This is a genomic window from Mesorhizobium sp. WSM4832 (assembly GCF_055811115.1).
In genome coordinates this window covers 141,293-162,501 of sequence record NZ_JBVVQH010000010.1, presented here as the reverse complement: position 1 = coordinate 162,501, position 21,209 = coordinate 141,293, and the positions used below count along the sequence as shown (strand labels likewise).

Below are 21,209 nucleotides of genomic sequence, written 5' to 3'. Positions count from 1 at the left end.
CCTACTTCTGGATGCAGGTATCGGCCGTTTCCTTGGTGCACTCATCAAGGCCGGTGAAGACCGGATCGGCGACCTCCTTGTTGCCGACGAGGTCGAGCATCACGGAAGGCGCCTTGTAGCCCATTTCGAACGGCCGCTGACCGACCAGCGCGGTGACGAGACCTTCCTTGGCAATCGCCACTTCATCGCCGATCGTGTCGGCGGCGCCGATGACGAACTCGTTCTTGGCAATCTTGTCGGCCATCGGCTTGAACAGATCGCGATAGGGCTGCGGGGCGCCGAACAGCGGCCAGCCGCCCATGATGCCGAAGGCGTCGAGCTTCGGATTGGCGGCAAGGATGTCGGTCATCCCCTGCACGCCCTTGGCGCCGTCGTCATTGGTAAACACCGGGCAACCGGGGGCTTCGGTCCAGCCGCCTTCGCCGGCAAGTGCCGCAAGGCCTTCCTTGCCCGTCAGCGCATCGCGCATGCCTTGCGCGCGACGCAGGATGTTGTCGGCCGCTGGATTGCCTTCGATGGTGCAGATCGTGCCGCCATTCGGCTTGGCCTTCTTGATGTATTCGCCGATCTTGTGGCCCATCAGGTAGTTGTCGGTGCCGAGATAGGTCTTGCGAAGGGCGGCGTCTTCCTTGGCCAGGTCGGCGTCGAGCGTCATGATCGGGATCGACGGGTTGGCGCTCTTGATCGTCTGCGCGATCAGCGGCGCGTTCGAGGGCGAGATCGCCATTGCCACCGTGTCCGGCTTGCTCAGCATGTCCTGCACGATCTGCGCTTCGCCGGCCTCGTCCGAGGTCGATGCCGGGCCGGTGTAGAAGCATTCATATTCCGAGCTGGCATTTTCCTTGTTCCACTTCTCGCAGCCTTGATGGATGGCTTCGAAGAACGGATTGTCGAGACCTTTCACGACGATCACGAGCTGTTTCTTGGCCAAAGCCGGCCCGGCGCCCAACGCCATGGCGGCGACGGCGGCAAGCAAAAGTGTCTTCCTCATATCAGTCCTCCCTTGAAACAGACGGACACCGCGTGCCCGCCACACCAATCAGCCTGGATGCGCAAGAACTATGACGAGAATCTTTCCGATGCTCGTATCCTGGACCGGGCTGATAAGCATTTGCCGATCCGTTTGCCCGAACGTTGGCAGCCGGATCCTTGATCATCTAAGCATTTGCCCCCTCTCCGTCGACAGACGGGCGCGGAGCAAATTCTTCTCCGAGACTTAGCTAATATCGGCTTTTCGCCAGCGTCAATTCCTATTTGTCCTACAAAACAGATTTTTTGTCGAGTCTCGAAATTAATCGTCTGACAATTGATTGACGCCTCGTTCGCATTTGCCTAAATGCATGGATCGCGCTCGTCCGGGAGGAAATGGACGAGCGGGACGCGAGCGGCGCCGGCAAGGTCGGCGGGCGGCTGCGTCGACAAATGGGGAGGCTTAAGGCTGGTGCCGGTTCTCGAACTCGCAAACATCTCGAAGCATTTCGGCGCCATCCAGGCGGTCAATGACGTCTCGATTTCGCTGGAGGCCGGTGAGGTCGTCGGCCTGATGGGCGACAATGGCGCCGGCAAGTCGACGCTGGTGAAGATGATCGCCGGCAATTTCCACCCGAGCCACGGCACCATGCGGTTGGACGGCAGGGAGCTTGTCCTGCACAAGCCGGCGGATGCGCGCCAGCATGGCATCGAGATCGTCCACCAGGACCTTGCGCTCTGCAACAATTTGACGGCCGCGGCAAATGTCTATCTCGGCCGCGAGCTGCGCCGCGGCTTCGGTCCGTTCCGCATCCTCGACTATGGCACGATGTACAAGCGCGCCGGCCAGCTCTTCGCCGAATTGAAATCCGAGACGCGGCCGCGCGACCTTGTCAAGCAGATGTCGGGCGGCCAGCGCCAGGCGGTGGCGATTGCCCGCACCATGCTGTCGCAGGCCAAGATCGTGCTGATGGACGAGCCGACCGCGGCGATCTCGGTCAGGCAGGTGGCCGAAGTGCTCAACCTGATCCGCCACTTGCGCGACCAGGGCATCGCGGTGGTGCTGATCAGCCACCGCATGCCCGACGTGTTCGACGTCGCCGATCGGGTCATCGTCATGCGGCGCGGCCGCAAAGTGGCAGACAAGAAGATCGCGTCGAGCTCGCCCGAGGAAGTCACCGGGCTGATCACCGGCGCCATCGAACAGGTTGTGTAGTCGCGTGGAAACTTGGCACGCCTTCGGCCGCCCAGGAAAGGTAGATAATGGCAGTCACCCTTGACCAGACGATCGCGCAGAAGCAGCACACGTTCCTGTCGCGGCTCTTTTCCAACCAGACCTTCTGGGTGGTGATCGCGGTCGTCCTCGCCTGCCTGTTCCTGTCCTTCGCAACCGATTCCTTCGCCACGTCGAAGAACATCTTCAACATCACCCGCAACGTCACCTTCGTCGCCATCATCGCGCTCGGCATGACCTTCGTCATCATCACCGGCGGCATCGACCTTTCGGTCGGCTCGGTGCTGTGCCTGTGCTCGATGATATTAGCGGTCACCATGCACGCCGGCTATTCGATCGAAATCGGCATCCTGGCATCGATCGCGACCGCGCTTGCCGTCGGCGCGTTCAACGGCGTGCTCATCGCCTATCTCGGCTTCCCGCCCTTCGTGGTGACGCTCGGCGTGCTCTCGGTGGCGCGCAGCCTCGCCATGGTCGCTTCCAACAACACCGTGGTCTTCCAGTTCGGGCCGGACCATCAGAAGCTTCTGGCGCTGGGCGGCGGCGCCTGGCTGTTCGGCATTGCCAATCCGGTGCTCTACATGATCATCCTGGCGCTGATCACTGGCTTCATCCTGCGCTGGACCAAGTTCGGCCGGCACATCTTCGCCATCGGCGGCAATGAGCATGCGGCGACGCTGACGGGCGTTCCCGTCAAGCAGATCAAGGTCGCCGTCTACATGATCTCGGCGCTTTCGGCAGGCATTGCCGGCATCATCCAGACCGGCTGGCTCGGCGCCGTCACCACCAATCTCGGCACCGGCATGGAGCTGCAGGTCATCGCCGCCACCGTCATCGGCGGCGCCAATCTCGCCGGCGGCGTCGGCACCGCGCTCGGCGCCATCGTCGGCGCCGCCCTTATAGAAGTCATCCGCAACAGCCTTGGCCTGCTTGGCATCAACGCCTTCTGGCAAGGCACTTTCATCGGCGGCGCGATCATCCTAGCGGTGCTGTTCGACCGCATCCGCAACTTTAGGCGCAGTGACTGAGTGCACTTCCCTTCTCCCCTCGTGGAGAAGGGGACGCCCCTATCGCTCAGTCTGAAAAACCGTTCGGACCTGTACGGCACGGGTTCCGCCGCCTCTACCTGCCTTGACGCAGCCGCACCCCGGCCGCACTATCCTCCCGCAGGCGAAGGGAGGCCAGTCGCCTGCGGGAGGAACGATACCCATGACGGACGCGATCAGGCTCTATTGGGGCCGGTTCGGACATGTTTCCGTGCTGAACGTCGCCAACGACTTCGTCACCCATGCCCATGGCGAGGCGCATCTCATCATCTGGCTGGAAGGCACGGCAGGGGAAATGACCATCGGCCGCGAGACGGTGCGGCTTGGACCGGGCACCGCGGCCGGCATCAATTCCTTCCAGCCGCACAGCCACGCCCTTTCCCGCGACGGCAGGCCCGGCCTGTTCCTCGCCTTCTACATCGATCCCGATTGGGCGCGCCGGCGCCGCGACCTGCCGTCTTCGGCGCCGCTGTTCACGCAAGCCGCGATCACGCTGGAGCCCTGGCTGCACCAGGCGGCGGCGAACCTGCTCGATCACTTCACCGACAATGAGAGCATCGACGACGTCGCCAACTACGAGATCGAGCGTTTCATCGACTCGATGCTCGACGCCGCCGATGCTTCGGCGCCGCAGATAGTCCGCGCGCGCATCAACACGATGCTCGATTTCCGCGTCCGCAAGGCGATCCAGCTGATGAAGGCCAATGTCTGCGAGCGCATTTCCTTCGATGACGTCGCCCGTTCGGTCGGCCTGTCCCGGCCGCATTTCTTCGCGCTCTTCAAGGAACAGACCAACCTGACCCCGAATGTCTACTGGAACACGCTGCGCATGGAGGAGGCCGTGCGCCAGCTGCAGTGGTCGGAGGCACCGCTGATCTCGGTCGCCTGCAATCTCGGCTTCACCACCCAGGGCAATTTCTCGCGCTTCTTCCGCGACCATGTCGGCGTGCCGCCGACGCTCTACCGCGAGGCCGCTCGGGCGATGGCCTAAGGCGCGTTGAGATCCAGGTCAGGCCGAGCCGGAGTCGGAGACGGGCGCGAAGCGACCAAACAGATGGTTCCGAGAACCGGCCTACGCCGGCCGTAGCCATAATTTAACTACCACGCCACTTATGAGGGCTTCGGCCGGCGAAGGCCGGAAGCGCAGGAAGCCGTCATTTGCAGGCCGGCATCACCTGAATATCGACGCGCCTGTTTTTCCGACTGGTTGATATGCGCTCAAGACGCATTGATAAGCGCCGGCTCATCGGCCGCCCTAACCTTCCCTGATCTTTGCAAGGGAATCAGTCTATGGCGAAAGTCACCATTTCCAGCGTCATCGACGCGCCGGTCGAGCAGGTCTGGGCGCGCATCCGCGACTTCAACGGCCTGCCAAGCTGGCATCCACGCATGGTGGAAAGCCACATCGAGGACGGCAAGGTCGCCATCACGATCGGCTGCGTGCGCAATTTCCAGTTGGCCAGCGGCGCGCGGTTGCGCGAAAAACTGCTCGACTTCTCGGATGAGAATTTCCTGGTCAGCTACTCGATCCTGGAAACGCCGCAGCCGCTGACCAACCACAAGGCGACGCTGCAGTTGCGGCGCGTCACCGACGGCAACCGCACCTACGCCGAATGGAGCGCAAGCTTCGACGCTGCGCCAGAGGAAGCCGACAAACTGGCCGAGGGCATGGGCGCCAATGTCTTCCAGGGCGGCTTCAATGCCCTGAAGAGCCATTTCGCCGGCAATAGCTAAATCGGGGAGCGCGCCATGTCGCTTGCGCTGCAGACCTTCTCGACCGTGAAAGACGCCAGTGCAGCCTTGCAGGCGGCCGGCTCGCGCTATCTCGGCGGCGGCACGCTGGTGGTGCGCGCGGCCAATGAAGGCGACGTTTCCGTCTCCAACCTGGTCCGCGTCACCGATCCCGGCCTTTCGCGGATCACGGTTGCCGGCGGCAAGGTCCGGCTCGGCGCGTCCGCCACCATGGCGGCAATTGCCCGCCATCCCGAGCTTGCCGCGCTCGCGCCGGCCGCGCGCGCCGTCGGTGGACCGGCGATCCGCAACATGGCGACCGTCGGCGGCAACCTGTTCGCCCCTGCCCCTTACGGCGATTTCGCCGTGGCGCTTCTGGCGCTGGACGCCGCCATATTCACCGAAGACGGCGAAATGCCGATCGAGACCTTCCTGACCGGCCGCGACACCAGTCGCGTCATCGTCACCGCTGTCGGCTTTTCGTTGCCCAGCATGGAGAGCTTCCGCTTCCTGAAAGTGTCGCGCCTCAAGCCGAAGGGTGTGTCGGTGCTAAGCATCGCCGCACTCCTGCAGCGCACGGCCGACGGCACGGTGACGTCGGCGCGGATCGCGCTGGGCTGCATGGCCGACCGGCCGATATGCGCTTTAGCCACCGAGAAGGCGCTGCTCGGTTGCAAGCTCACGCCGCAGGAAATCGCGCCGGCGCTCGCCGCCGCGGGCCAAGGCATCACGCCGATCACCGACCCGATCGCCAGCGCCTGGTATCGCGCCGAGGTCCTACCGGTGCATCTCGGGCGGCTGTTGTCGAATTAGAACCCGTTGGGGGACGCGCGTCTGTCCGGCCGGTCCGGGCAGGCGCGCAAGGGAGGAAGAATGGCGAAGGTCCCGGTTCAATTCATGCTCAACGGCTCGGAGAAAGCCGAATTCGTCGAAAGCGGCACGACGCTGCTCAACGCGCTGCGCGACAAGATCGGCGACACCTCGCCGAAGGGCGGCTGCCACCAGGGCACCTGCGGCGCCTGCTCGGTCGTCATTGACGGCGAGTTGCGGCTCTCATGCCTGACATTGGCCGAGACTTGCAACGGCGCCGATATCAAAACCACCGCCGGCCTCGCCGAAGGCGGCGTGCTGCACCCACTGCAGCGCGCCTTCCTCGATGCCTTCGCCACGCAATGCGGCTTCTGCACGCCGGGCATGATCATGGCCGCCAAGGTTCTGTTCGACCGCACGCCGAACCCCAGCCGCGAGGAGGTGGTCGAGGCGCTGTCCGGCAACATCTGCCGCTGTACCGGCTATGAGCCGATCATCCAGGCGGTGCTGATCGCCGCGCGCGCCAACTCGCAGAACGCCGCCTGAGGGGGACCGAGCCATGGAACTGCGCAAGGATTACTTCGCCGATGTCCGCAAGGACGGTCTCCACGAGATCGGCCAGCCGCGGCCGCGGCTCGATTCGCCGGGACATGTCACCGGCAAGACCGCCTATTTCGCCGACCGCAATTTCCCCGGCATGCTTCATCTGAAGATGGTGCGCAGCCCGCACCACCACGCCCGCATCCGCTCGATCGACACGTCGGAGGCGGAAAAGCATCCGGGCGTGGTTAAGGTGCTGACCGCCAAGGACGTGCCGCACAACGTCTACACCATCCTGATCCTGATCCAGATCGGGCCGGAAGACGAGACAGTGCTTGCCGACGGCAAGGTGCGCTGGAAGGGCGAGGCCGTGGTGGCCGTATTGGCCGAGACCGAGCGCGCGGCGCAGGAAGCCGCAGCCAAGGTCAAGGTCGACTATGAGGTGCTGCCGGCCGTCTTCGACATGGAGGAGGCGCTGAAACCCGGCGCGCCTCTGGTCAACGAATATCACGGCCAGAACTACTACCTCTACGACAGCGGTGAATGCCGCAAGGTGCGCTTCGGCGATGTCGAGGCAGGCTTTGCCGGCGCCGATCACATCCTCGAACAGAGCTACCAGTCCTCGCCCATCGAGCACGCGCCGACCGAGACCACCGGTTGCGTGGTGGTGGCCGAGAGCAACGACCGCTTCACTTGCTACACCAACACGCAGGCGATGTTCTTCACGCTCGACAACGCCTCGATCATCCTGCAGATGCCGGGCTCGAAGCTGCATTTCGTCGGCGGTACCGTCGGTGGCGGCTTCGGCGGCAAGGTCGACGTCATCGTCGAGCCGATCGCCATCCTCGCTGCCAAGCTAACCGGACGCCCGGTCTGTTTTATCTACAGCCGCGAGGAGGAGATGCAGATTTCGTCACCCCGCGCGGCCGAAAAGGTCGTCATCAAGGACGGCGTGATGAAGGACGGCCGCATCGTCGCGCGCAAGGTCACGGGCTACACCGATGCCGGCGCCTACTCGCGCCACTCGCCCTACGGCGCGCAGAAGGGCGCGGCTCACTATCCCGGGCCCTACACGATCCCCAATGTCTGGATCGACACTTACTGCGTCTACACCAACCGCACCCCCTCCTCCGCCATGCGCGGCTTCGGCGTCACCATCGGCGACTTCGCGCTGGAAGTGCAGATGGACAAGCTGGCGCGGCTGATCGGCATGGATCCGCTCGAGTTCCGCTTCATCAACGCCTATCGCGACGGCGACATGAAGGCGCATCGCCAGCCGACCGAGGGCGCGGCGCTGATCGAATGCATGCAGGAAGCCTCGCGCGCCGCCGACTGGCCGGTGGCGGAGAAATACATGGCGATGTCCTCCTACAGGAAGGAAGCCTGAGATGGCGATCCGGCGTGGACGCGGCGTCGCCGCGATCAACTATCCGACCGGGATGAATCTCGGTGGCGATCCGACACAGGCGCTGGTTCATTCGACGCCGACCGGCAATTTCATGGTGACGCTCTCCAGTGTCGATCTTGGCCAAGGCATGAAGCAGATCATGGCGCAGATCTGCGCCGAGACGATCGGCGTGCCGACCGACCGTGTCATCGTCGACACCGCCGATACCGACACCGGCCCGCATTGCATGGGCACCTTCGCCTCGCGCGGCACCCACCGCGCCGGCAATGCCGTCATCCAGGCGGCCAAGGAAGCCCGCCAGGTGATGCTGGAAGTGGCTGCCGAGGAGCTGGAGGTGAATGCTTCCGACCTCGAGACCGACGGCCAGGGCAACATACAGGTGAAGGGCGCGCCGCAGAAATCGATCTCGATCTTCGATGTCGCGCTGTCGGCACATTTCAAGCGCGGCCGCTCGATTTCCGGGCGCGGCATGTTCCTGATCCCGCGCTCCTATCCCGAGAAGGAGACCGGCGCGATGAAGCCGTCCACCTGCTATGCCCATGCCTGCACGGTGGCCGAGGTCGAGGTCGACGACGAGACCGGCGAAGTGACGGTGCTTACTGTGAAGAATGTCTTCGAGATCGGCCGCGCGCTCAATCCGAAGATGGTCGAGCAGCAGCTGGTCGGCGGCTCCTGGATGGGCATCAGCCACGCGCTCTACGAGACGACCGAGCCCTATTACCCGAACCGCGATCATGGCGGCACCGACTTCAACCAGTATCTGATGCCAGGCCCCGGCGATTTGGCCGAGACCGAGATCATCGTGCTGGAGCGCCCCTCGGCCGACGGCCCCTTCGGCGCCAAAGGCCCGGGCGAGATGTGCGCCAACCCGCAGATCCCCGCTGTTGCCAACGCTGTCTTCGATGCCGTCGGCGTGCGCATCGACACGCTGCCGATCACGCCCGAGCGCATCCTGCGCGCGCTGAAGGCGCAGGCCGCGGGCTGAGCGGGAAGATGGCCTGCGCCGATGCAACAGATGTCGCCGCCTCCCCGGAGACGGTCGCCGCGCGCCTTGCCGCGTCGCGCTATCTGGCCGACGACAGTCTCGCCACCGCGATCTTCCTCGCGATCCGATTGGGCAAGCCACTGCTGCTCGAAGGCGCGCCGGGCGTCGGCAAGACGGAAGCGGCGAAGGCGGTCGCCGAACTGCTTGGACGCGAGTTGGTGCGCTTGCAATGCTATGAAGGCATCGACGCCGGGCATGCGCTGTACGAGTGGAACTACCAGCGCCAGCTGCTCGCCATCCGCCATGCCGGCGAGCACGAGATCGACATCTATGACGACCGCTTCCTGATCGCCCGGCCGCTGCTGCAAGTGCTGCGTGCGCCCGAACGGCGCGTGCTCCTGGTCGATGAGATCGACCGCTCGGATCACGAGTTCGAGGCGCTGCTTCTGGAATTCCTCTCCGACTTCCAGATCAGCATTCCGGAGCGCGGCACCATCCGCGCCGCAACGCAGCCCATCGTCATCCTGACCTCGAATCGCACCCGCGAGCTTGCCGAAGCGCTTAGACGACGCTGCGTCTATCACTGGATCGGCTATCCCGACGCCGCCCGCGAGGCCGAGATCATCATGCTGCGCGCGGGTGATGTCGCCGAGGCCACCGCGCGCGCGGTGGCGAATGCCGTGCAGCAGATCCGCGCGAGGCCTCTGGCCAAGCCGCCGGGCATCGCCGAAGCGGTCGAATGGGCCAATGCCGCAACCATCCTCGAAAAAGGCGGCAGCCCATGGCCGCAAGCCTTCCGCCGCGCCATCGGCGTGCTGATCAAGGACGAGGAGGATTTGTCAGCGATTGCGCCGGAACTGGGGAGGATTGTCGAGGAGGCGCTGGGGTGATGGGCGACCTCGACAACCCCTTCGCCCCGTTTACGGGGAGAAGGTGCCCCGAAGGGGCGGATGAGGGGCTGCGTCATACTGGGCAGAAGTCGGCGCAGCCCCTCACCTGCCTGCCGGCATCCTCTCCCCGTAAACGGGGCGAGGAAAGCTTACCCCGCTCCGCGGCGCCCTTTCTCGGCTTCGCCAGATTGCTGCGCTGTCACGCCTTCGCCATTGCGCCCGAACAGGTGACCGCCTTCATGCTGGCCGTCACTCTGCTCGGCCCCCGCTCGATGAACGACATTCGCGAGGCAGCGCTTGCAATACTCGCGCCCTCACCCGATCGCCGAGGCGAATTCGAGGCTCATTTCCGCTTCTATTTCCACGGCGACGCCAAGCCTTCGATCGAAGGCGAAGAAGACGATGAAACCCGCGTCAAAGACGATCGAGGCACGCGCGAGGAGGAAAAACAGATTGCTCGCCGGGAGAAAGGCGGCGAACTGTTCTCGGCGCTTGAGCAACTGAGCAACCGCGATTTCCAGCGCGACGCCGATGGCCTTGGCCCGTTCCGCCGAAAGCTTGCGTCCGCCCTGCCCGCGCGCCATTCTTTCCGCACCACCCGCACCCGCTCTCGCGGCACGCTCGACCTCCGCCGCTCGCTGAGCGAAATCGTCAGCGCCGATGGCGATATCCCGGCGCCGCTGCTGCGGCGCCGGCAAACCGTATCGCGAAAACTGCTCCTGCTCATCGACGTCTCCGGCTCGATGAAGCTGCATACGGCCGATTACCTGAAGCTGGCGCATGCGGCGGTGCAAGGCGCGGACCGTGCCGAAGTGTTCACCTTCGGCACGCGGCTCACCCGCATCACGTCGGCGCTGCGCGTCCGCGACCGCGAGCAGGCGCTCGCCCGTGCCGCGGCCCAGGTCGACGATTGGGACGGCGGCACCCGCATGGGGCCGACGCTGCTTGCCTTCCTTTCGGTGCCGCGCTTCTCGGCCTTTGCACGCGGCGCCTGCGTTGTGATCCTATCGGACGCGCTGGAGCGAGGCGGTCATTCCGATCTCGAAACGGCGATGCGTCGCCTGAGCGCCCGCGCCTTCCGGCTCTCGCTGGCGACGCCGCTCGCTGGCGATCCACGCTTCCACCCGGCGACCGCAGCGCTTCGCGCCATCCTGCCGGCGCTCGACGACTTGGTCGACGGCTCGTCGCTGAAGAGCCTCACCGATTTCATATTGGCGCTCGCCCGCCCTGCTCCGGCGGCAAAAACCATCTGGAAAAGGGTATCGTGATGCAGAAGGCCATCGACGCGCATTTCCACATCTGGCGCCAGCAGGATCAACCCTGGCTGGTCGGGCCGATGGTGCCGCGCATCTTCGGCCCCTACGAGCCGATCCGCCGCGATTATCCGATCACGGAATTCCTCGAAGACCAGCAAGGCTCGGGCGTCGAGAAGGCCGTCTATGTCCAGACCAACTGGGCCAAGGAGGATTTCGAGAAGGAGGTCGCCTTCCTGCAGAAGACCGCGGACGAGACCGGCTGGCCGCACGCCATCGTCGGCTATGCCGACATGACGGTCGACGACGTCCGCCCGCAGATCGACCGGCTGATCAAATACAAGCTGCTGCGCGGCGTGCGCATGCAGCTCCACTGGCACGAGACGCCCGCCTTCCGCTTCGCCGCCTCGCCCGACCAGGTCATCGATCCCATGGTGCGGAAAAACGTGGCGCGCCTGAAGGATTACGGCCTCTCCTTCGACCTGCAGCTCTTTCCTGCACAGATGAAGGATGGACTGACGCTGGTCGGCGAGAACCCTGAGACGAATTTCATCCTCACTCACGCCGGTATGCTGACCGGTATGGAGCCGGAAACCGCCGAAGCCTGGAAAGCCGGCTTGCGGACGCTTTCAGCAGCGCCCAATTTCTACGCCAAGCTGTCGGGGCTCGGCACCTTCGTGCATCGCAACGACCCCGACCTCATCGCCTACATCGTCGACAACGCCATCGACATCCTCGGCAGCGACCGGCTGATGTTCGGCTCGAACTTTCCGATCGAGAAGCTGTGGACCAGCCATAGCGAACTGATCAAGGCGCACCGCGCGGCGGTCGCCCGCCACGGAGCGGAAGCCGAGGCGGATATCTTCTGGAACACGGCCGAGAAGGTTTACCGGCCGGTATAGCGCCGACGTCCCCTTCTCCCCCTGCGGGAGAAGGGAAGAATTCACTTCACCTCGAACTGCGGATCGAGCGGAATCTGCATCGCCGTCACCAGATGGTTGGTCTGGCCGGCCAGCCCGATGATCGACACCAACTCGCCATGCTGCTCATCTGTCATGCCCTTGGCTCGCGCTGCCGCGGTGTGCGAGTGGACGCAGTAGGAGCAGCCATTGGCGGTCGATACGGCGATGTAGATCATCTCCTTGGTCAGCGGATCGATGACGCTATCGGCGACCATCACCGCCTTGAGCTGCTCCCACACCCGCTTCAGCGATACGGGATCATTGGCCAGCCCGCGCCAGAAATTGTTGACGAAATCGGATTTGCGCGTCGCCCTGATATCGTCGAACACGGCCTTCACCGCCGGGATCTTCTCGACCTCGGCGTCGGTAAGAAGCTTTGTGGTCGCCATGGCGTGGTCCTTTCGTTTTGGATGGGCTAGGTCGTTGAATCAAGTGTTGCGCGTAGATGGCTAACCGGCTCATCTGATTCAGTTTTTGGCTCGGAACAGCGCACTGCCGCGGAGGTTGGCCGAAGCACCTCAGCCTCGTCATTCTAGGGCGGAGCAAGGAGCGAAGCGACGCGCGCAGACCCTAGAATCCATGCCGTGAGCTCGCTCGAGGAGTGCAGCGGAGCAGAATTCTGAACCGCAGCGGCGCCCAAAAGTCACGGAATGGATCCTCGGGTCTGCGCGCGTCGCTTCGCTCCTTGCTCCGCCCGTGGATGACGAAGGACGGACGGCTCGGCTAATTTCCACGGTGTTCAATCCAGTGGTGCGATCATTCATCCTTCCCCGCCACCTAGTGAACCGCCGCGTACATGATCTTTTCCTCCGTCGCCTCCGCCGGCGAGAATTCCTCGACGATGCGGCCTTGCCGGCACACCAGGATGCGGTCGGAAAGGTTCATGATCTCCGGCAGGTAGGATGAGATGACGACGACGGCGAGCCCCTCGTCGGCCAGCCGGTTGATGATCTGGTGGATCTCGGCGATGGCGCCGACATCGACGCCGCGCGTCGGCTCGTCGAAGATGACGATGCGCGGCTGCTGCACCAGCCCCTTGCCGATGACCACTTTCTGCTGGTTGCCGCCGGAAAGCTCGACCACGCGCGCATTGTCGTTGATCGCCTTGATGTTGAGCGTCTTCGTCCATTCGGCCGAGAGCTGCCGCATCTCCTGCTGGTTGATCACCCAGGCCTTCTCGCGCCCCGCGGCGAGCAGCCCGCCGAACAGGTTCTCGGCAATACCCATCGTCTCGAAAATGCCCTCGCTCTTGCGATCCTCGGTGACGTAGACGATGCCGTCGGCCACCGCCTCGCTCGGCACGAGATAGCGCACCGGCTTGTCGTCGAGCTCGATTGCGCCGCCGCGCAAAAAATCGCGCTTATAGATGCCTGACACGATCTTGAATGTCTCGGTGCGGCCGGAACCGATCAACCCGAACACGCCGGTGATCTGGCCCTCGAAGATCGAGAAGGAATTGTTGCGCACGATGTTGCTCATCGAGATGTCCTGCACCGAGAGCACTTTCTTGCCGGCCCTGCGCAGCTTCGCCTCGTCGCGCTGGCGGTAGATCTGCCCCGACAGCGAGCGCCCGACCATGGCGGCGATGATCCTGTCGCGGTCGAAGGCCGAAGTGTCGTCGGTGATCACCAGTTCGCCGTCGCGCAGGATGGTGATGCGGTCGGCAATCATCAGCGCCTCTTCCAGCGCGTGGCTGATGAAGACGATCGACACGCCACGCGCCTTCAGCCGGCGGATCAGCGCGAAGAAATGGCGTTTCTCCTCCGGCGTCAGCGTTGCCGTCGGTTCGTCGAAGATGATGATCTCGGCATTATGGTGGACGGCGCGCGCGATCTCCACCATCTGCCGCTTGGCGGCGCCCAGCGTGGCCACCATCGCGTTCGGATCGACCGGAAAGTTCAGCGACTGGAGGAACTGCTGCGCCGAGATGTAGGTGCCGCGCAGCCGGTTGAGGAACTTCTCGGTGCCGAGATAAAGGTTCTGCGCCACCGTCATCGACGGCACCAGGCTGGTCTCCTGGAACACCATGGCGATGCCGGCTTCCAACGCGGCATGCGGCGAGGCGTATGCCGTTTCGACGCCCTTGTGGAACATCTTGCCGGAGGTCGCGTCGACGACGCCGGCGATGATCTTGGTCAGCGTCGACTTGCCGGCGCCGTTCTCGCCGAGCAGCGCGTGGATCTCGCCTTTCCGCAGTTCGAAGCTGACATTCTTCACCGCGGGCACGCCGCGATAGTTTTTGGTGACGTTTTCTAGACTGACGATCGGTTCCATCAGAAACCTCCCGAAGCGAGATCGACGGAAAGCACGCAGCCACCGCCCTTCGAGGCGACGAACAGCCGGCCGTCCTGCTCCGCCACGCTGCAGATGCCGTGGCGCGTGCCGTTGGCGCGGCTGTGCAGGCTGAATTGCGGCTGCATGGTCTTGTCTAGCCTGACCACCAGACCGTAGGAGCGGCTTGGCGACCACGGCTTGTGGATGCCCATGGTGCGGATGCCACCGCACTGCAGCGGCTCCAGGAAACTGCGGTTCGAGGCCAGCGCCGGCGCGATCCAGTAGGCCGGCGGCACCTGGTCGATCATGTCTCGGCGATAATGCGTTTCCTGCAGCACGAACTCGATCAGCCGGTTGCGCGGCGCAAACAGGGTCAGCCACGCGCCACCGTCGCCGGCCGGCGACAGCCGCGCGGGATAGCCGGGCAGATGCGTCAGCACGGTAGAGCGGTTGCCAGTCGCACCATCGAAACGCACGAGCTGATGCCGCCAGCTTTCACTGACCAGCACATCGCTGCCGGCGGGATGGAGACCGTATGGGAAGGCGATGCCATCGGCCGCTTTGCGGAAATCACTGCTTTCCGGGCCCCGTTTCCACAGCGAGCCGGAAGCACCTTTCGTCATCAGGTCGACCGCCCATTGCGACGGCAGGTGCTGCGCCGAGCCGTTGGCCAGCCACAGCGTGCCGTCATCGGCATAGGCGAGTGCGGTGATGCAACGTATTTCGGCCGGCAGCGAAATCTCCTTGCCGGCGATGAGCAGCTTGCCGCTTTCCAGCCCGACCGTCAGTTCGTCCGATGACGACAGCGCGAGCGCGGTGACGGTGGACGCAAATGTCTCGACCACGACGGGCTTGGAACCGGCCGCTAGCGCAAAGACGGCGTTGCCGCTGGAAACAAACAACCGGCCGGCGGTCGGCAGCAGATTGTCCGGCTCGCTCAGTTCGGCGAAGGCCGGCGCGTCGTCCAATCGGGTGTTGGGACGGAATGCGCCGTCGAGCGGCGGGATGGTCACCGCCTTGCCGCGAAAGACATCCAGGATCGGATCGAGGATCATGGCTTGCCTCCCCAATAGGAAGCCGGGCTGGTCCAGTTCGGATCGGCGCCGGAAATCTTGTAGCGGCCGACGCGGTTGTTGAGGATGCCGCCGACGAACAGATATCCCTTGTGCTCGCGCATAGAGGTCACCATCGGATGCGCATCGCCCGAGAGATCGCCCATCGCCTCGACGATGCCGCCCTTCTCGTTGAATTTCACCACGCCGCCGGTGTTGATGTTGGGAAACAGCCACTCGTCCTGCGGCAGGCGCCGCGTCATGCGCTTGCGCATATCGGGATGGCGCAGCGACAGGTCGAAGCTCGGCGTGCGCATGCCGAGCCACGCCATCCAGTAATTGCCGTCGGAAGCCCGGTTGATGTTGTCGGGGTAACCAGGCATGTCGCGGATGACGCATTCGGCGGTGCCGGCCTTCGGCCCTTCCAGCCAGTAGCGATGCACGCGGCAGGCCCAGCTTTCGGCGAAGAACAGCGACTTGCCGTCATGCGCCATGCACACGCCGTTGGTGTAGCGGTAGCCGTCGAGCAATGTCTTCGTCGATCCGTCCTTCGGATCATAGACCAGCAGGCGGCCCGTCGCGCGGTTCTCGATCGAGTCCAGCGCCCAATCGTGGGCGTCGTAGCGCTTCGTTGAATCCGTGAAATAGATACGGCCGTCCGGCGCGATGTCGCAGTCATTGGGGTCGCGCAGCCTTGCATCGTCGACGACCGAGGTCCAGGAGCGCGACGTCTCGGCCGACAGGCGCTTCACCTCCCGGTCCGGCGAGACGGAATAGAGCCCCATGGCGCCGACGCAGCTGATGAGGTTACCGTCCCGGTCGAAAGCGAGGCCCAGCGGAAAGCCGCCGATATGCGCGAACACTTCCGACTTGACATAGTCCGGCGCGAAGAAGCGGACGATCTCACCATGGCGGGTGCCGCAATAGAGATGGTCGTCGCGGTCGAGGATGACGTCCTCGGGCCCTTCGAGCTCGCCGAGCCCGATATGGTCCGCGGCCGACAGCCGGTTGTCGAGCTCGTAGGGTGGGCCGGAACCGGGCGCGGCCGACTGCGTCTCGCCCATCTTGAGATAGACCGGCGCGACATAGACTTCGTTCAACACCTTGTGGCGGTTCTTCAGCCAGCGGATGTCGACGGTGACGGCGACCGCCAGCATGATGCCGAGCACCATCTGGTTGGTTCCGGTGCCGTAGCCCAGCCGGATCAGCCCGTTGGTCATGGTCAAGACGATAATGGCGCCCATCAGCCCCTTGATCACCGAGCCACGCCCGCCGCCGAGGCTGACGCCGCCGACCACCGCCGCCGTTAGCGCCATGATCTCCAGATTAAGCCCGGTCCCCGGCCCTGCGCCGCTTAAGCGGCAGGCAATGAGGAAACCGCCGATCGAGGCGCAGAAGCCGGAGAAGACATAGGTCATGAACACCGTGCGGCGCACCCGGATGCCGGCATTGTGCGCCGAGCGCCGGGAACCGCCGACCGCCAGCACGTGCCAGCCGGGGCGCGATCGCGTCAACGCGATGTGCGTGACGATGGCGAGGATAATGGCCAGCCAGACCGAGACCGACAGGCCCCAGAAAGTACCGTCGCCGATGAAGTCGAGCACATCGGAGCTGGCCTGGGAAAGCTGCACGTCGGCGGCATAGGTGGTGACGAGGATGTCGAACAGCGCCCGTCCGAAGATGAAGGTGACCAGCGTGGTGAGAAAGGCGCGCAGCCTCAGATAACCGACGAGGTAACCATTGATGGCGCCGAAGACGAGCCCTGTAGCCAGCGCCGCAGCCAGCGCCAGCCATACCGACTGTTCGAGGATGAAGAAGACATAGACGGCGGAAAAGCAGGACAGCGCGAAGATCGAGCCGACCGAAAGATCGATGCCGCCGCCCAGCATCACCACGGTCATCCCGATGACGACAAGAGAGAATTCGCCGAGCTGCCGCGTCGATTCCTGCAGCGAGGTGAGCTTGAAGAAGCCCGGAATGATCGAGCCGAACACGCCAAGCGTCGCCACCAACGCCAGGAAGGGTATGGCGTTGTCGGTCCAGCGCTTGGTCAGGATCTCGCCGACCAGATGATCGGGCACGAGATTGTAGCGCCAGGCCTGGAGGCGTTCGCGAAAAGTCATCGGCTGCTGCTGTCATTCAAGAGAAAGAGGCGGCCGGAACAATCCGGCCACCTCGTCGATATCAGTCGCGTGCGTCTTACTTCGCCGCCGCTTCCGCCTGCAGCGCCTTCAGGTCCCAGCAGCTGTCGGGCTTGAGGTCCGCCTTGGTCGTCGCCTTCTCCAGCGTGTAGATATAGGTGTGCGAGGTGCCGGCTGGCTGCCCGCTCTGCAGCAGGAACTTGATGATGGCGTTCATGTCGCCCGACTGGCGGGCAAGGTCGGTCATCACCACGGCGCCGTAGGTGCCATCCTGAAGCTTGTCGCAATCGGCCGCCTTTTCGCCGCCGCCGGTGGTGACCAGGAACACCTTGCCATCGAGCTTGGCGTCGCGGATCGCGGCCGAGGCGCCGGTGGCGTCGCCGTCCCAGAAGTCGATGATCGAGCAGATGTCCGGGTGCTGCTGCAGCATCGTCGTCGTCACATTGCGCGACGTCGTCGCGTCCCAGTTGGAATCCGGCTTGGCGACGACCTGGAAGTCGGGATGCTTCTCCAGCACCTTCATGATGCCGGCATATTGGTAGAGGCTGGACGAGTTCGCCTGGTCGCCCTGCACCAGTCCGATCTTCTTCGACGAATTCTCGCCGCAGCCCTTGATCGCCGCTTCGGCCTCGAGCTGGCCGAGCTTGTCCCAGTCGCTGCCGACAAAGGCGTCGGCCGGGAAGTTGGCGGGATTGTCGACGAGCAGCACATAGGTGCCGGCGGCCTGCGCCTTCTTCATCAGTTTCGAATAGGAGTTGAGGTCGGGCGCATGGATGATCAGCACGTCGGGCCTGGTGTCGGAAGCGATGGCGTCGGTGATCGCCTGCGCGCCGGCATCGACGACCCAGTTCGGATCACGGGTCTCGAAAGTGCCGCCCCAGGCTTCGACTTCCTTCTTCAGGTAATGCGCCCAGCCCTGCGCCAGGTCGAAGCCCATCGCCAGCGGCACCAGCATGACGCGCTTTCCGTTGAGCGACTTGGCATAGGCAGCGGGACCCGGATCGTCGGCGGCGAAGCTCGGCGCCGCGAAGGCGGTAACGGCGAGCGCCGTGGCCGCCGCCATCAATGTCCTCAATAGTTTCATGTCACATCCTCTGGTTCGGTTTTCATTGCCGGCCGATCGTCGCGATCACCCCGGGTACCCGAGAGCAAGATGGGCTGGCCCATCTGCTCTAAATGTCGCCTTGCTGTGCGGTCTGTTCGTCGCGTGGGTTGATGATGCCGTCGACGATGATGGCGCCGAGCAGGATCGCCGCCTTGATCAGGTTCTGGTAGAGCAGCGGTATGTCGATGATGGTCATGGCGTTGAGCAGGATGCCGATCAGCGCCGCCCCGACCAGCACGTTGCGCACCCCGCCCCTGCCGCCCGACAGCCCGATGCCGCCGATCACCGCCACCAGCACGATATCGTAGAGCAGCGTCGAGTTGACGATGCGCGTGTTGATCGAATGCAGGCTGGCCGCGGTCAGCAGACCCGCGATCAGGGCCACGAAAGCCGACAGTATATAGCGCAGCACCAGCATGGGCCGCACCGGAACGCCGATGTTGCGGGCGGCGACCGGATTGTCGCCGGCGAAATAGATGAAGCGACCCCATTTGGTGTAGCGCAGGAACAGGAAGAACAGGAAGGCAAGTCCGGCGAAGACGAACACCTCGACCGGAATATCGAGGAAGCGGACGCCGCCGAGCAGCTCGACCCAGTGACCCCCAGGCACCGGTACGGCATCCTGCGTGATCAGTTGCGATCGCACGTAGCCGAACACGAAGGAGCCGGTGGCTAAAGTGACGAAGATCGCCGGCACGTCGGCATAGGCGACGAGAAAGCCGTTGAGCAGGCCGATGGCTAAAACGCCCGCCAGCACATAGCCAAAGGCGAGCCCGTCCGAGGTGCCGGTGTTGAGCAGTTGCAGGTACCAGGCGACCGACATCGCCATGATCGCCACGGCCGACAGGTCGATGCCGCGACCGATGATGACAACGGCCATGCCGAGCGCGAGAATGCCCAGGACGGAAACCGAGCGGACGATGGCCACCAGATTGTCGGCGGTCAGAAACCCCGGCAGGCCGATGGCTGCGGCGGCAAACAGCAGGATGGCGATGGCAAAGACGATGCCTTCCTGATTGAGGCGCCTCCAGTTCGGCCAGCCGATCGCATTCATCGCTTGTGTCTTTCGCCCCTGCGCACAGGCCTTTGGCCGGGCCTGCATCCCGGATGAAAGCTAATCGGCTCAACACAGGCTCGTCAAATGAATCCGCGTTCAACAGCCAGGCTTGTACTGCTAAAGGACAAGTGGACGCATCGATTGCCGAAACTGGCGCAATAGTCGGAAACTCCTAGGCTTTTGGCAATCCGTTGCAGCGATCGCGTGGTCAGCGCAAGAGCCTGCTCGACGACGGCGAGGCCGGCGCAATTTACGTCCGCAAAATGCGTCCGGCTCGGCGTCAATTGTTCGTCGAATGGCCCGAAACCTCGGCTCCGGCATTGGCCGGCAAGACCAGGAAACGCATCGCCGCCACGAGACCGACCAGGCCGATCGCGACAAAAGTGATTCTGAAGTCGCCAAGGTCGGGCATGGCCTCACCCCTGACGATCTGCGACAGGTTGAGGATAGCAGCAGCGATCGCCACGCCGAACAACATCGATATCTGCTGCAACATGCTGGAGAGCGTCGCCGCCGAACTGCGCTGCGGCGCGCCGATGTCTGCGAAGGCAAGCGTATTCAGCGCGGTGAATTGCATCGAGCGCGACAGGCCGGCGACCAGCATCAGCGCGACGGTAAGCGCCAGCGGCGTCTGCAGCGAGATCGCGCCGCAAGCCATGATCGCGAGCGATGCGATCGTCCCGTTCACCACCATAACGGTGCGGAAGCCGAAGCGCCTGAGCGTCGGTGTCGTCACTGTCTTCATGCCGAGATTGCCGAGGAAATAGGCCAGCACCAATAGGCCGGCATCGACTGGACGTAGACCGAAGCCGATCTGGAACAGCAGCGGCAGCAGGAAGGGCGTGGCGTTGATCGCGATGCGGAAGACCGTACCCGCAGCAAGCGTCGAGATCGCGAAGGTCAGTACCTTGAACGCCGAAAGATCGAGCAGCGGATGCCGGGCCTGCAAGAGGTGGCGAACGGCGAACCAGCCGATCACGATGCCAATGCCGACGGAGCCTATCGTCGGCAGCAAGCCGTCCTCGGGATGCGCCAGGCGTTCGAGCCCGTAGAGCATCACCGCAAGCCCGAGCGAGGTGAGGAAAAAGCCCGGCCAGTCCAGCGGCTTGGCCTCGGAATCGCGATCGCCCGGAACGAAGCGCGCGACCAGCGCAAGCCCCGCCAGCCCCAGCGGAACGTTGATGAAGAAGTTCCAATGCCAGGAAAGATAGGTGGTGATGAAGCCGCCGAGCACCGGCCCGACCACGGGGGCGAACAAAGCCGGCCAGGTGATCAGAGCGGTGGCGTTGAGCAGTTCCGACTTTTCGGCATTGCGCAGCACCAGGATGCGGCCCACCGGCGTCATCAACGCGCTGCCAAGCCCTTGCACGATGCGGGCTGCAACGAACTCAATCAGGCTCTGCGAAAAGCCGCAGGCGATCGAGGCCAGCGTGAACAGCGCGATTGCGACCAGGAAAATGTTGCGCGCGCCAAAACGGTCGGCAAGCCAGGCCGACAGCGGCACGAACACCGCCATGGTCAGCATATAGGCGGTGATGCCGATGCTCATCGCCACTGCCGGTACGCCGAAGGATTGACCCATCTGCGGCAGCGATGTCGAGATGATCGTCGAATCAAGGAGCTGCATGAAGAAGGCGACCGCGACAATCAGCGCGACGCGCCGCGCGGAATTTGCCGGCTGGGACACGGCCTCGTTGTCGGGGATGCTGGTCATGACGCGGTGGTTGAACAGCATAAGCCCGATCCAGTCCA

General features: G+C 63.9%; 19 protein-coding genes. 11 read left to right on the top strand and 8 right to left on the bottom strand.

What is annotated here, in order from left to right:
- Window position 1: 1 nt before the first annotated feature.
- A complete protein-coding gene (locus AC0L2L_RS16445) occupies window positions 2–991 on the bottom strand; it encodes a sugar-binding protein (protein WP_473579632.1) in 990 nt (329 codons plus the stop codon).
- A gap of 450 nt (window positions 992–1,441) precedes the next feature.
- On the opposite strand from AC0L2L_RS16445, the gene AC0L2L_RS16440 reads away from it, so the two are divergent.
- From AC0L2L_RS16440 to AC0L2L_RS16390, 11 genes are all read left to right on the top strand, one after another.
- Window positions 1,442–2,185 (top strand): ATP-binding cassette domain-containing protein, encoded by a 744-nt coding sequence (locus tag AC0L2L_RS16440; RefSeq protein ID WP_473579631.1) that lies wholly within the window; start codon window positions 1,442–1,444, stop codon window positions 2,183–2,185.
- Window positions 2,186–2,232: 47 nt separating this feature from the next.
- Window positions 2,233–3,231: an ABC transporter permease gene (locus tag AC0L2L_RS16435; protein ID WP_027167629.1), complete on the top strand. Its 999-nt coding sequence runs from the start codon at window positions 2,233–2,235 to the stop codon at window positions 3,229–3,231.
- A gap of 181 nt (window positions 3,232–3,412) precedes the next feature.
- On the top strand, window positions 3,413–4,240 hold the full coding sequence (locus AC0L2L_RS16430) for a helix-turn-helix domain-containing protein (RefSeq protein ID WP_473579629.1): 828 nt from the start codon (window positions 3,413–3,415) through the stop codon (window positions 4,238–4,240).
- Between the two features lie 299 nt (window positions 4,241–4,539).
- On the top strand, window positions 4,540–4,983 hold the full coding sequence (locus AC0L2L_RS16425) for an SRPBCC family protein (RefSeq protein WP_473579628.1): 444 nt from the start codon (window positions 4,540–4,542) through the stop codon (window positions 4,981–4,983).
- Between the two features lie 15 nt (window positions 4,984–4,998).
- Window positions 4,999–5,793: an FAD binding domain-containing protein gene (locus AC0L2L_RS16420; RefSeq protein ID WP_473579627.1), complete on the top strand. Its 795-nt coding sequence runs from the start codon at window positions 4,999–5,001 to the stop codon at window positions 5,791–5,793.
- Between the two features lie 60 nt (window positions 5,794–5,853).
- Complete coding sequence (locus tag AC0L2L_RS16415; protein ID WP_473579626.1) at window positions 5,854–6,336, top strand: (2Fe-2S)-binding protein; 483 nt, start codon at window positions 5,854–5,856, stop codon at window positions 6,334–6,336.
- A gap of 13 nt (window positions 6,337–6,349) precedes the next feature.
- Window positions 6,350–7,717, top strand: coding sequence for a xanthine dehydrogenase family protein molybdopterin-binding subunit (locus AC0L2L_RS16410; protein WP_473579625.1), 1,368 nt, complete (start codon window positions 6,350–6,352; stop codon window positions 7,715–7,717).
- 1 nt (window position 7,718) lies between these two features.
- Window positions 7,719–8,723 (top strand): xanthine dehydrogenase family protein molybdopterin-binding subunit, encoded by a 1,005-nt coding sequence (locus AC0L2L_RS16405; protein ID WP_473579624.1) that lies wholly within the window; start codon window positions 7,719–7,721, stop codon window positions 8,721–8,723.
- A gap of 8 nt (window positions 8,724–8,731) precedes the next feature.
- A complete protein-coding gene (locus AC0L2L_RS16400; RefSeq protein WP_473579623.1) occupies window positions 8,732–9,613 on the top strand; it encodes an AAA family ATPase in 882 nt (293 codons plus the stop codon).
- 239 nt (window positions 9,614–9,852) lie between these two features.
- Window positions 9,853–10,881 carry a VWA domain-containing protein gene (locus AC0L2L_RS16395; RefSeq protein ID WP_473579622.1) on the top strand — a complete coding sequence of 343 codons (1,029 nt, stop codon included), beginning with the start codon at window positions 9,853–9,855 and terminating at the stop codon, window positions 10,879–10,881.
- The gene (locus tag AC0L2L_RS16390) at window positions 10,881–11,768 is read left to right on the top strand and encodes an amidohydrolase family protein (RefSeq protein WP_473579671.1); all 888 of its coding nucleotides are present in this window, start codon (window positions 10,881–10,883) and stop codon (window positions 11,766–11,768) included. Before AC0L2L_RS16395 ends, AC0L2L_RS16390 begins: the two co-directional genes overlap by 1 nt.
- A gap of 41 nt (window positions 11,769–11,809) precedes the next feature.
- On the opposite strand, the gene AC0L2L_RS16385 is transcribed toward AC0L2L_RS16390, so the two are convergent.
- The 7 genes from AC0L2L_RS16385 to AC0L2L_RS16355 all read right to left on the bottom strand — a co-directional run bounded on the left by AC0L2L_RS16385 (window position 11,810) and on the right by AC0L2L_RS16355 (window position 21,171).
- Window positions 11,810–12,217, bottom strand: a complete 408-nt coding sequence (locus AC0L2L_RS16385; RefSeq protein WP_473579621.1) for a carboxymuconolactone decarboxylase family protein — start codon at window positions 12,215–12,217, stop codon at window positions 11,810–11,812.
- A gap of 388 nt (window positions 12,218–12,605) precedes the next feature.
- A complete protein-coding gene (locus AC0L2L_RS16380) occupies window positions 12,606–14,102 on the bottom strand; it encodes a sugar ABC transporter ATP-binding protein (RefSeq protein ID WP_473579620.1) in 1,497 nt (498 codons plus the stop codon).
- Window positions 14,102–15,157 (bottom strand): NHL repeat-containing protein, encoded by a 1,056-nt coding sequence (locus AC0L2L_RS16375; protein WP_473579619.1) that lies wholly within the window; start codon window positions 15,155–15,157, stop codon window positions 14,102–14,104. Before AC0L2L_RS16375 ends, AC0L2L_RS16380 begins: the two co-directional genes overlap by 1 nt.
- The gene (locus tag AC0L2L_RS16370; RefSeq protein WP_473579618.1) at window positions 15,154–17,277 is read right to left on the bottom strand and encodes an ABC transporter permease; all 2,124 of its coding nucleotides are present in this window, start codon (window positions 17,275–17,277) and stop codon (window positions 15,154–15,156) included. The genes AC0L2L_RS16375 and AC0L2L_RS16370 overlap by 4 nt, the downstream gene beginning before the upstream one ends.
- A 76-nt stretch (window positions 17,278–17,353) precedes the next feature.
- On the bottom strand, window positions 17,354–18,379 hold the full coding sequence (locus tag AC0L2L_RS16365) for a sugar ABC transporter substrate-binding protein (RefSeq protein ID WP_473579617.1): 1,026 nt from the start codon (window positions 18,377–18,379) through the stop codon (window positions 17,354–17,356).
- Between the two features lie 88 nt (window positions 18,380–18,467).
- Window positions 18,468–19,454, bottom strand: a complete 987-nt coding sequence (locus AC0L2L_RS16360; RefSeq protein WP_473579616.1) for an ABC transporter permease — start codon at window positions 19,452–19,454, stop codon at window positions 18,468–18,470.
- A 283-nt stretch (window positions 19,455–19,737) separates the two neighbouring features.
- Window positions 19,738–21,171 (bottom strand): DHA2 family efflux MFS transporter permease subunit, encoded by a 1,434-nt coding sequence (locus AC0L2L_RS16355; RefSeq protein WP_473579670.1) that lies wholly within the window; start codon window positions 21,169–21,171, stop codon window positions 19,738–19,740.
- Between the last annotated feature and the right edge of the window lie 38 nt (window positions 21,172–21,209).

Excerpts from the sequence above, each read along its gene's own strand:
- AC0L2L_RS16445 (WP_473579632.1), bottom strand. The coding sequence starts at position 991 with ATGAGGAAGACACTTTTGCTTGCCGCCGTCGCCGCCATGGCGTTGGGC.
- AC0L2L_RS16435 (WP_027167629.1), top strand. The coding sequence starts at position 2,233 with ATGGCAGTCACCCTTGACCAGACGATCGCGCAGAAGCAGCACACGTTC.
- AC0L2L_RS16430 (WP_473579629.1), top strand. The coding sequence starts at position 3,413 with ATGACGGACGCGATCAGGCTCTATTGGGGCCGGTTCGGACATGTTTCC.
- AC0L2L_RS16425 (WP_473579628.1), top strand. The coding sequence starts at position 4,540 with ATGGCGAAAGTCACCATTTCCAGCGTCATCGACGCGCCGGTCGAGCAG.
- AC0L2L_RS16420 (WP_473579627.1), top strand. The coding sequence starts at position 4,999 with ATGTCGCTTGCGCTGCAGACCTTCTCGACCGTGAAAGACGCCAGTGCA.
- AC0L2L_RS16415 (WP_473579626.1), top strand. The coding sequence starts at position 5,854 with ATGGCGAAGGTCCCGGTTCAATTCATGCTCAACGGCTCGGAGAAAGCC.
- AC0L2L_RS16410 (WP_473579625.1), top strand. The coding sequence starts at position 6,350 with ATGGAACTGCGCAAGGATTACTTCGCCGATGTCCGCAAGGACGGTCTC.
- AC0L2L_RS16405 (WP_473579624.1), top strand. The coding sequence starts at position 7,719 with ATGGCGATCCGGCGTGGACGCGGCGTCGCCGCGATCAACTATCCGACC.
- AC0L2L_RS16400 (WP_473579623.1), top strand. The coding sequence starts at position 8,732 with ATGGCCTGCGCCGATGCAACAGATGTCGCCGCCTCCCCGGAGACGGTC.
- AC0L2L_RS16395 (WP_473579622.1), top strand. The coding sequence starts at position 9,853 with ATGCTGGCCGTCACTCTGCTCGGCCCCCGCTCGATGAACGACATTCGC.
- AC0L2L_RS16390 (WP_473579671.1), top strand. The coding sequence starts at position 10,881 with ATGCAGAAGGCCATCGACGCGCATTTCCACATCTGGCGCCAGCAGGAT.
- AC0L2L_RS16385 (WP_473579621.1), bottom strand. The coding sequence starts at position 12,217 with ATGGCGACCACAAAGCTTCTTACCGACGCCGAGGTCGAGAAGATCCCG.
- AC0L2L_RS16380 (WP_473579620.1), bottom strand. The coding sequence starts at position 14,102 with ATGGAACCGATCGTCAGTCTAGAAAACGTCACCAAAAACTATCGCGGC.
- AC0L2L_RS16375 (WP_473579619.1), bottom strand. The coding sequence starts at position 15,157 with ATGATCCTCGATCCGATCCTGGATGTCTTTCGCGGCAAGGCGGTGACC.
- AC0L2L_RS16370 (WP_473579618.1), bottom strand. The coding sequence starts at position 17,277 with ATGACTTTTCGCGAACGCCTCCAGGCCTGGCGCTACAATCTCGTGCCC.
- AC0L2L_RS16365 (WP_473579617.1), bottom strand. The coding sequence starts at position 18,379 with ATGAAACTATTGAGGACATTGATGGCGGCGGCCACGGCGCTCGCCGTT.
- AC0L2L_RS16360 (WP_473579616.1), bottom strand. The coding sequence starts at position 19,454 with ATGAATGCGATCGGCTGGCCGAACTGGAGGCGCCTCAATCAGGAAGGC.
- AC0L2L_RS16355 (WP_473579670.1), bottom strand. The coding sequence starts at position 21,171 with ATGACCAGCATCCCCGACAACGAGGCCGTGTCCCAGCCGGCAAATTCC.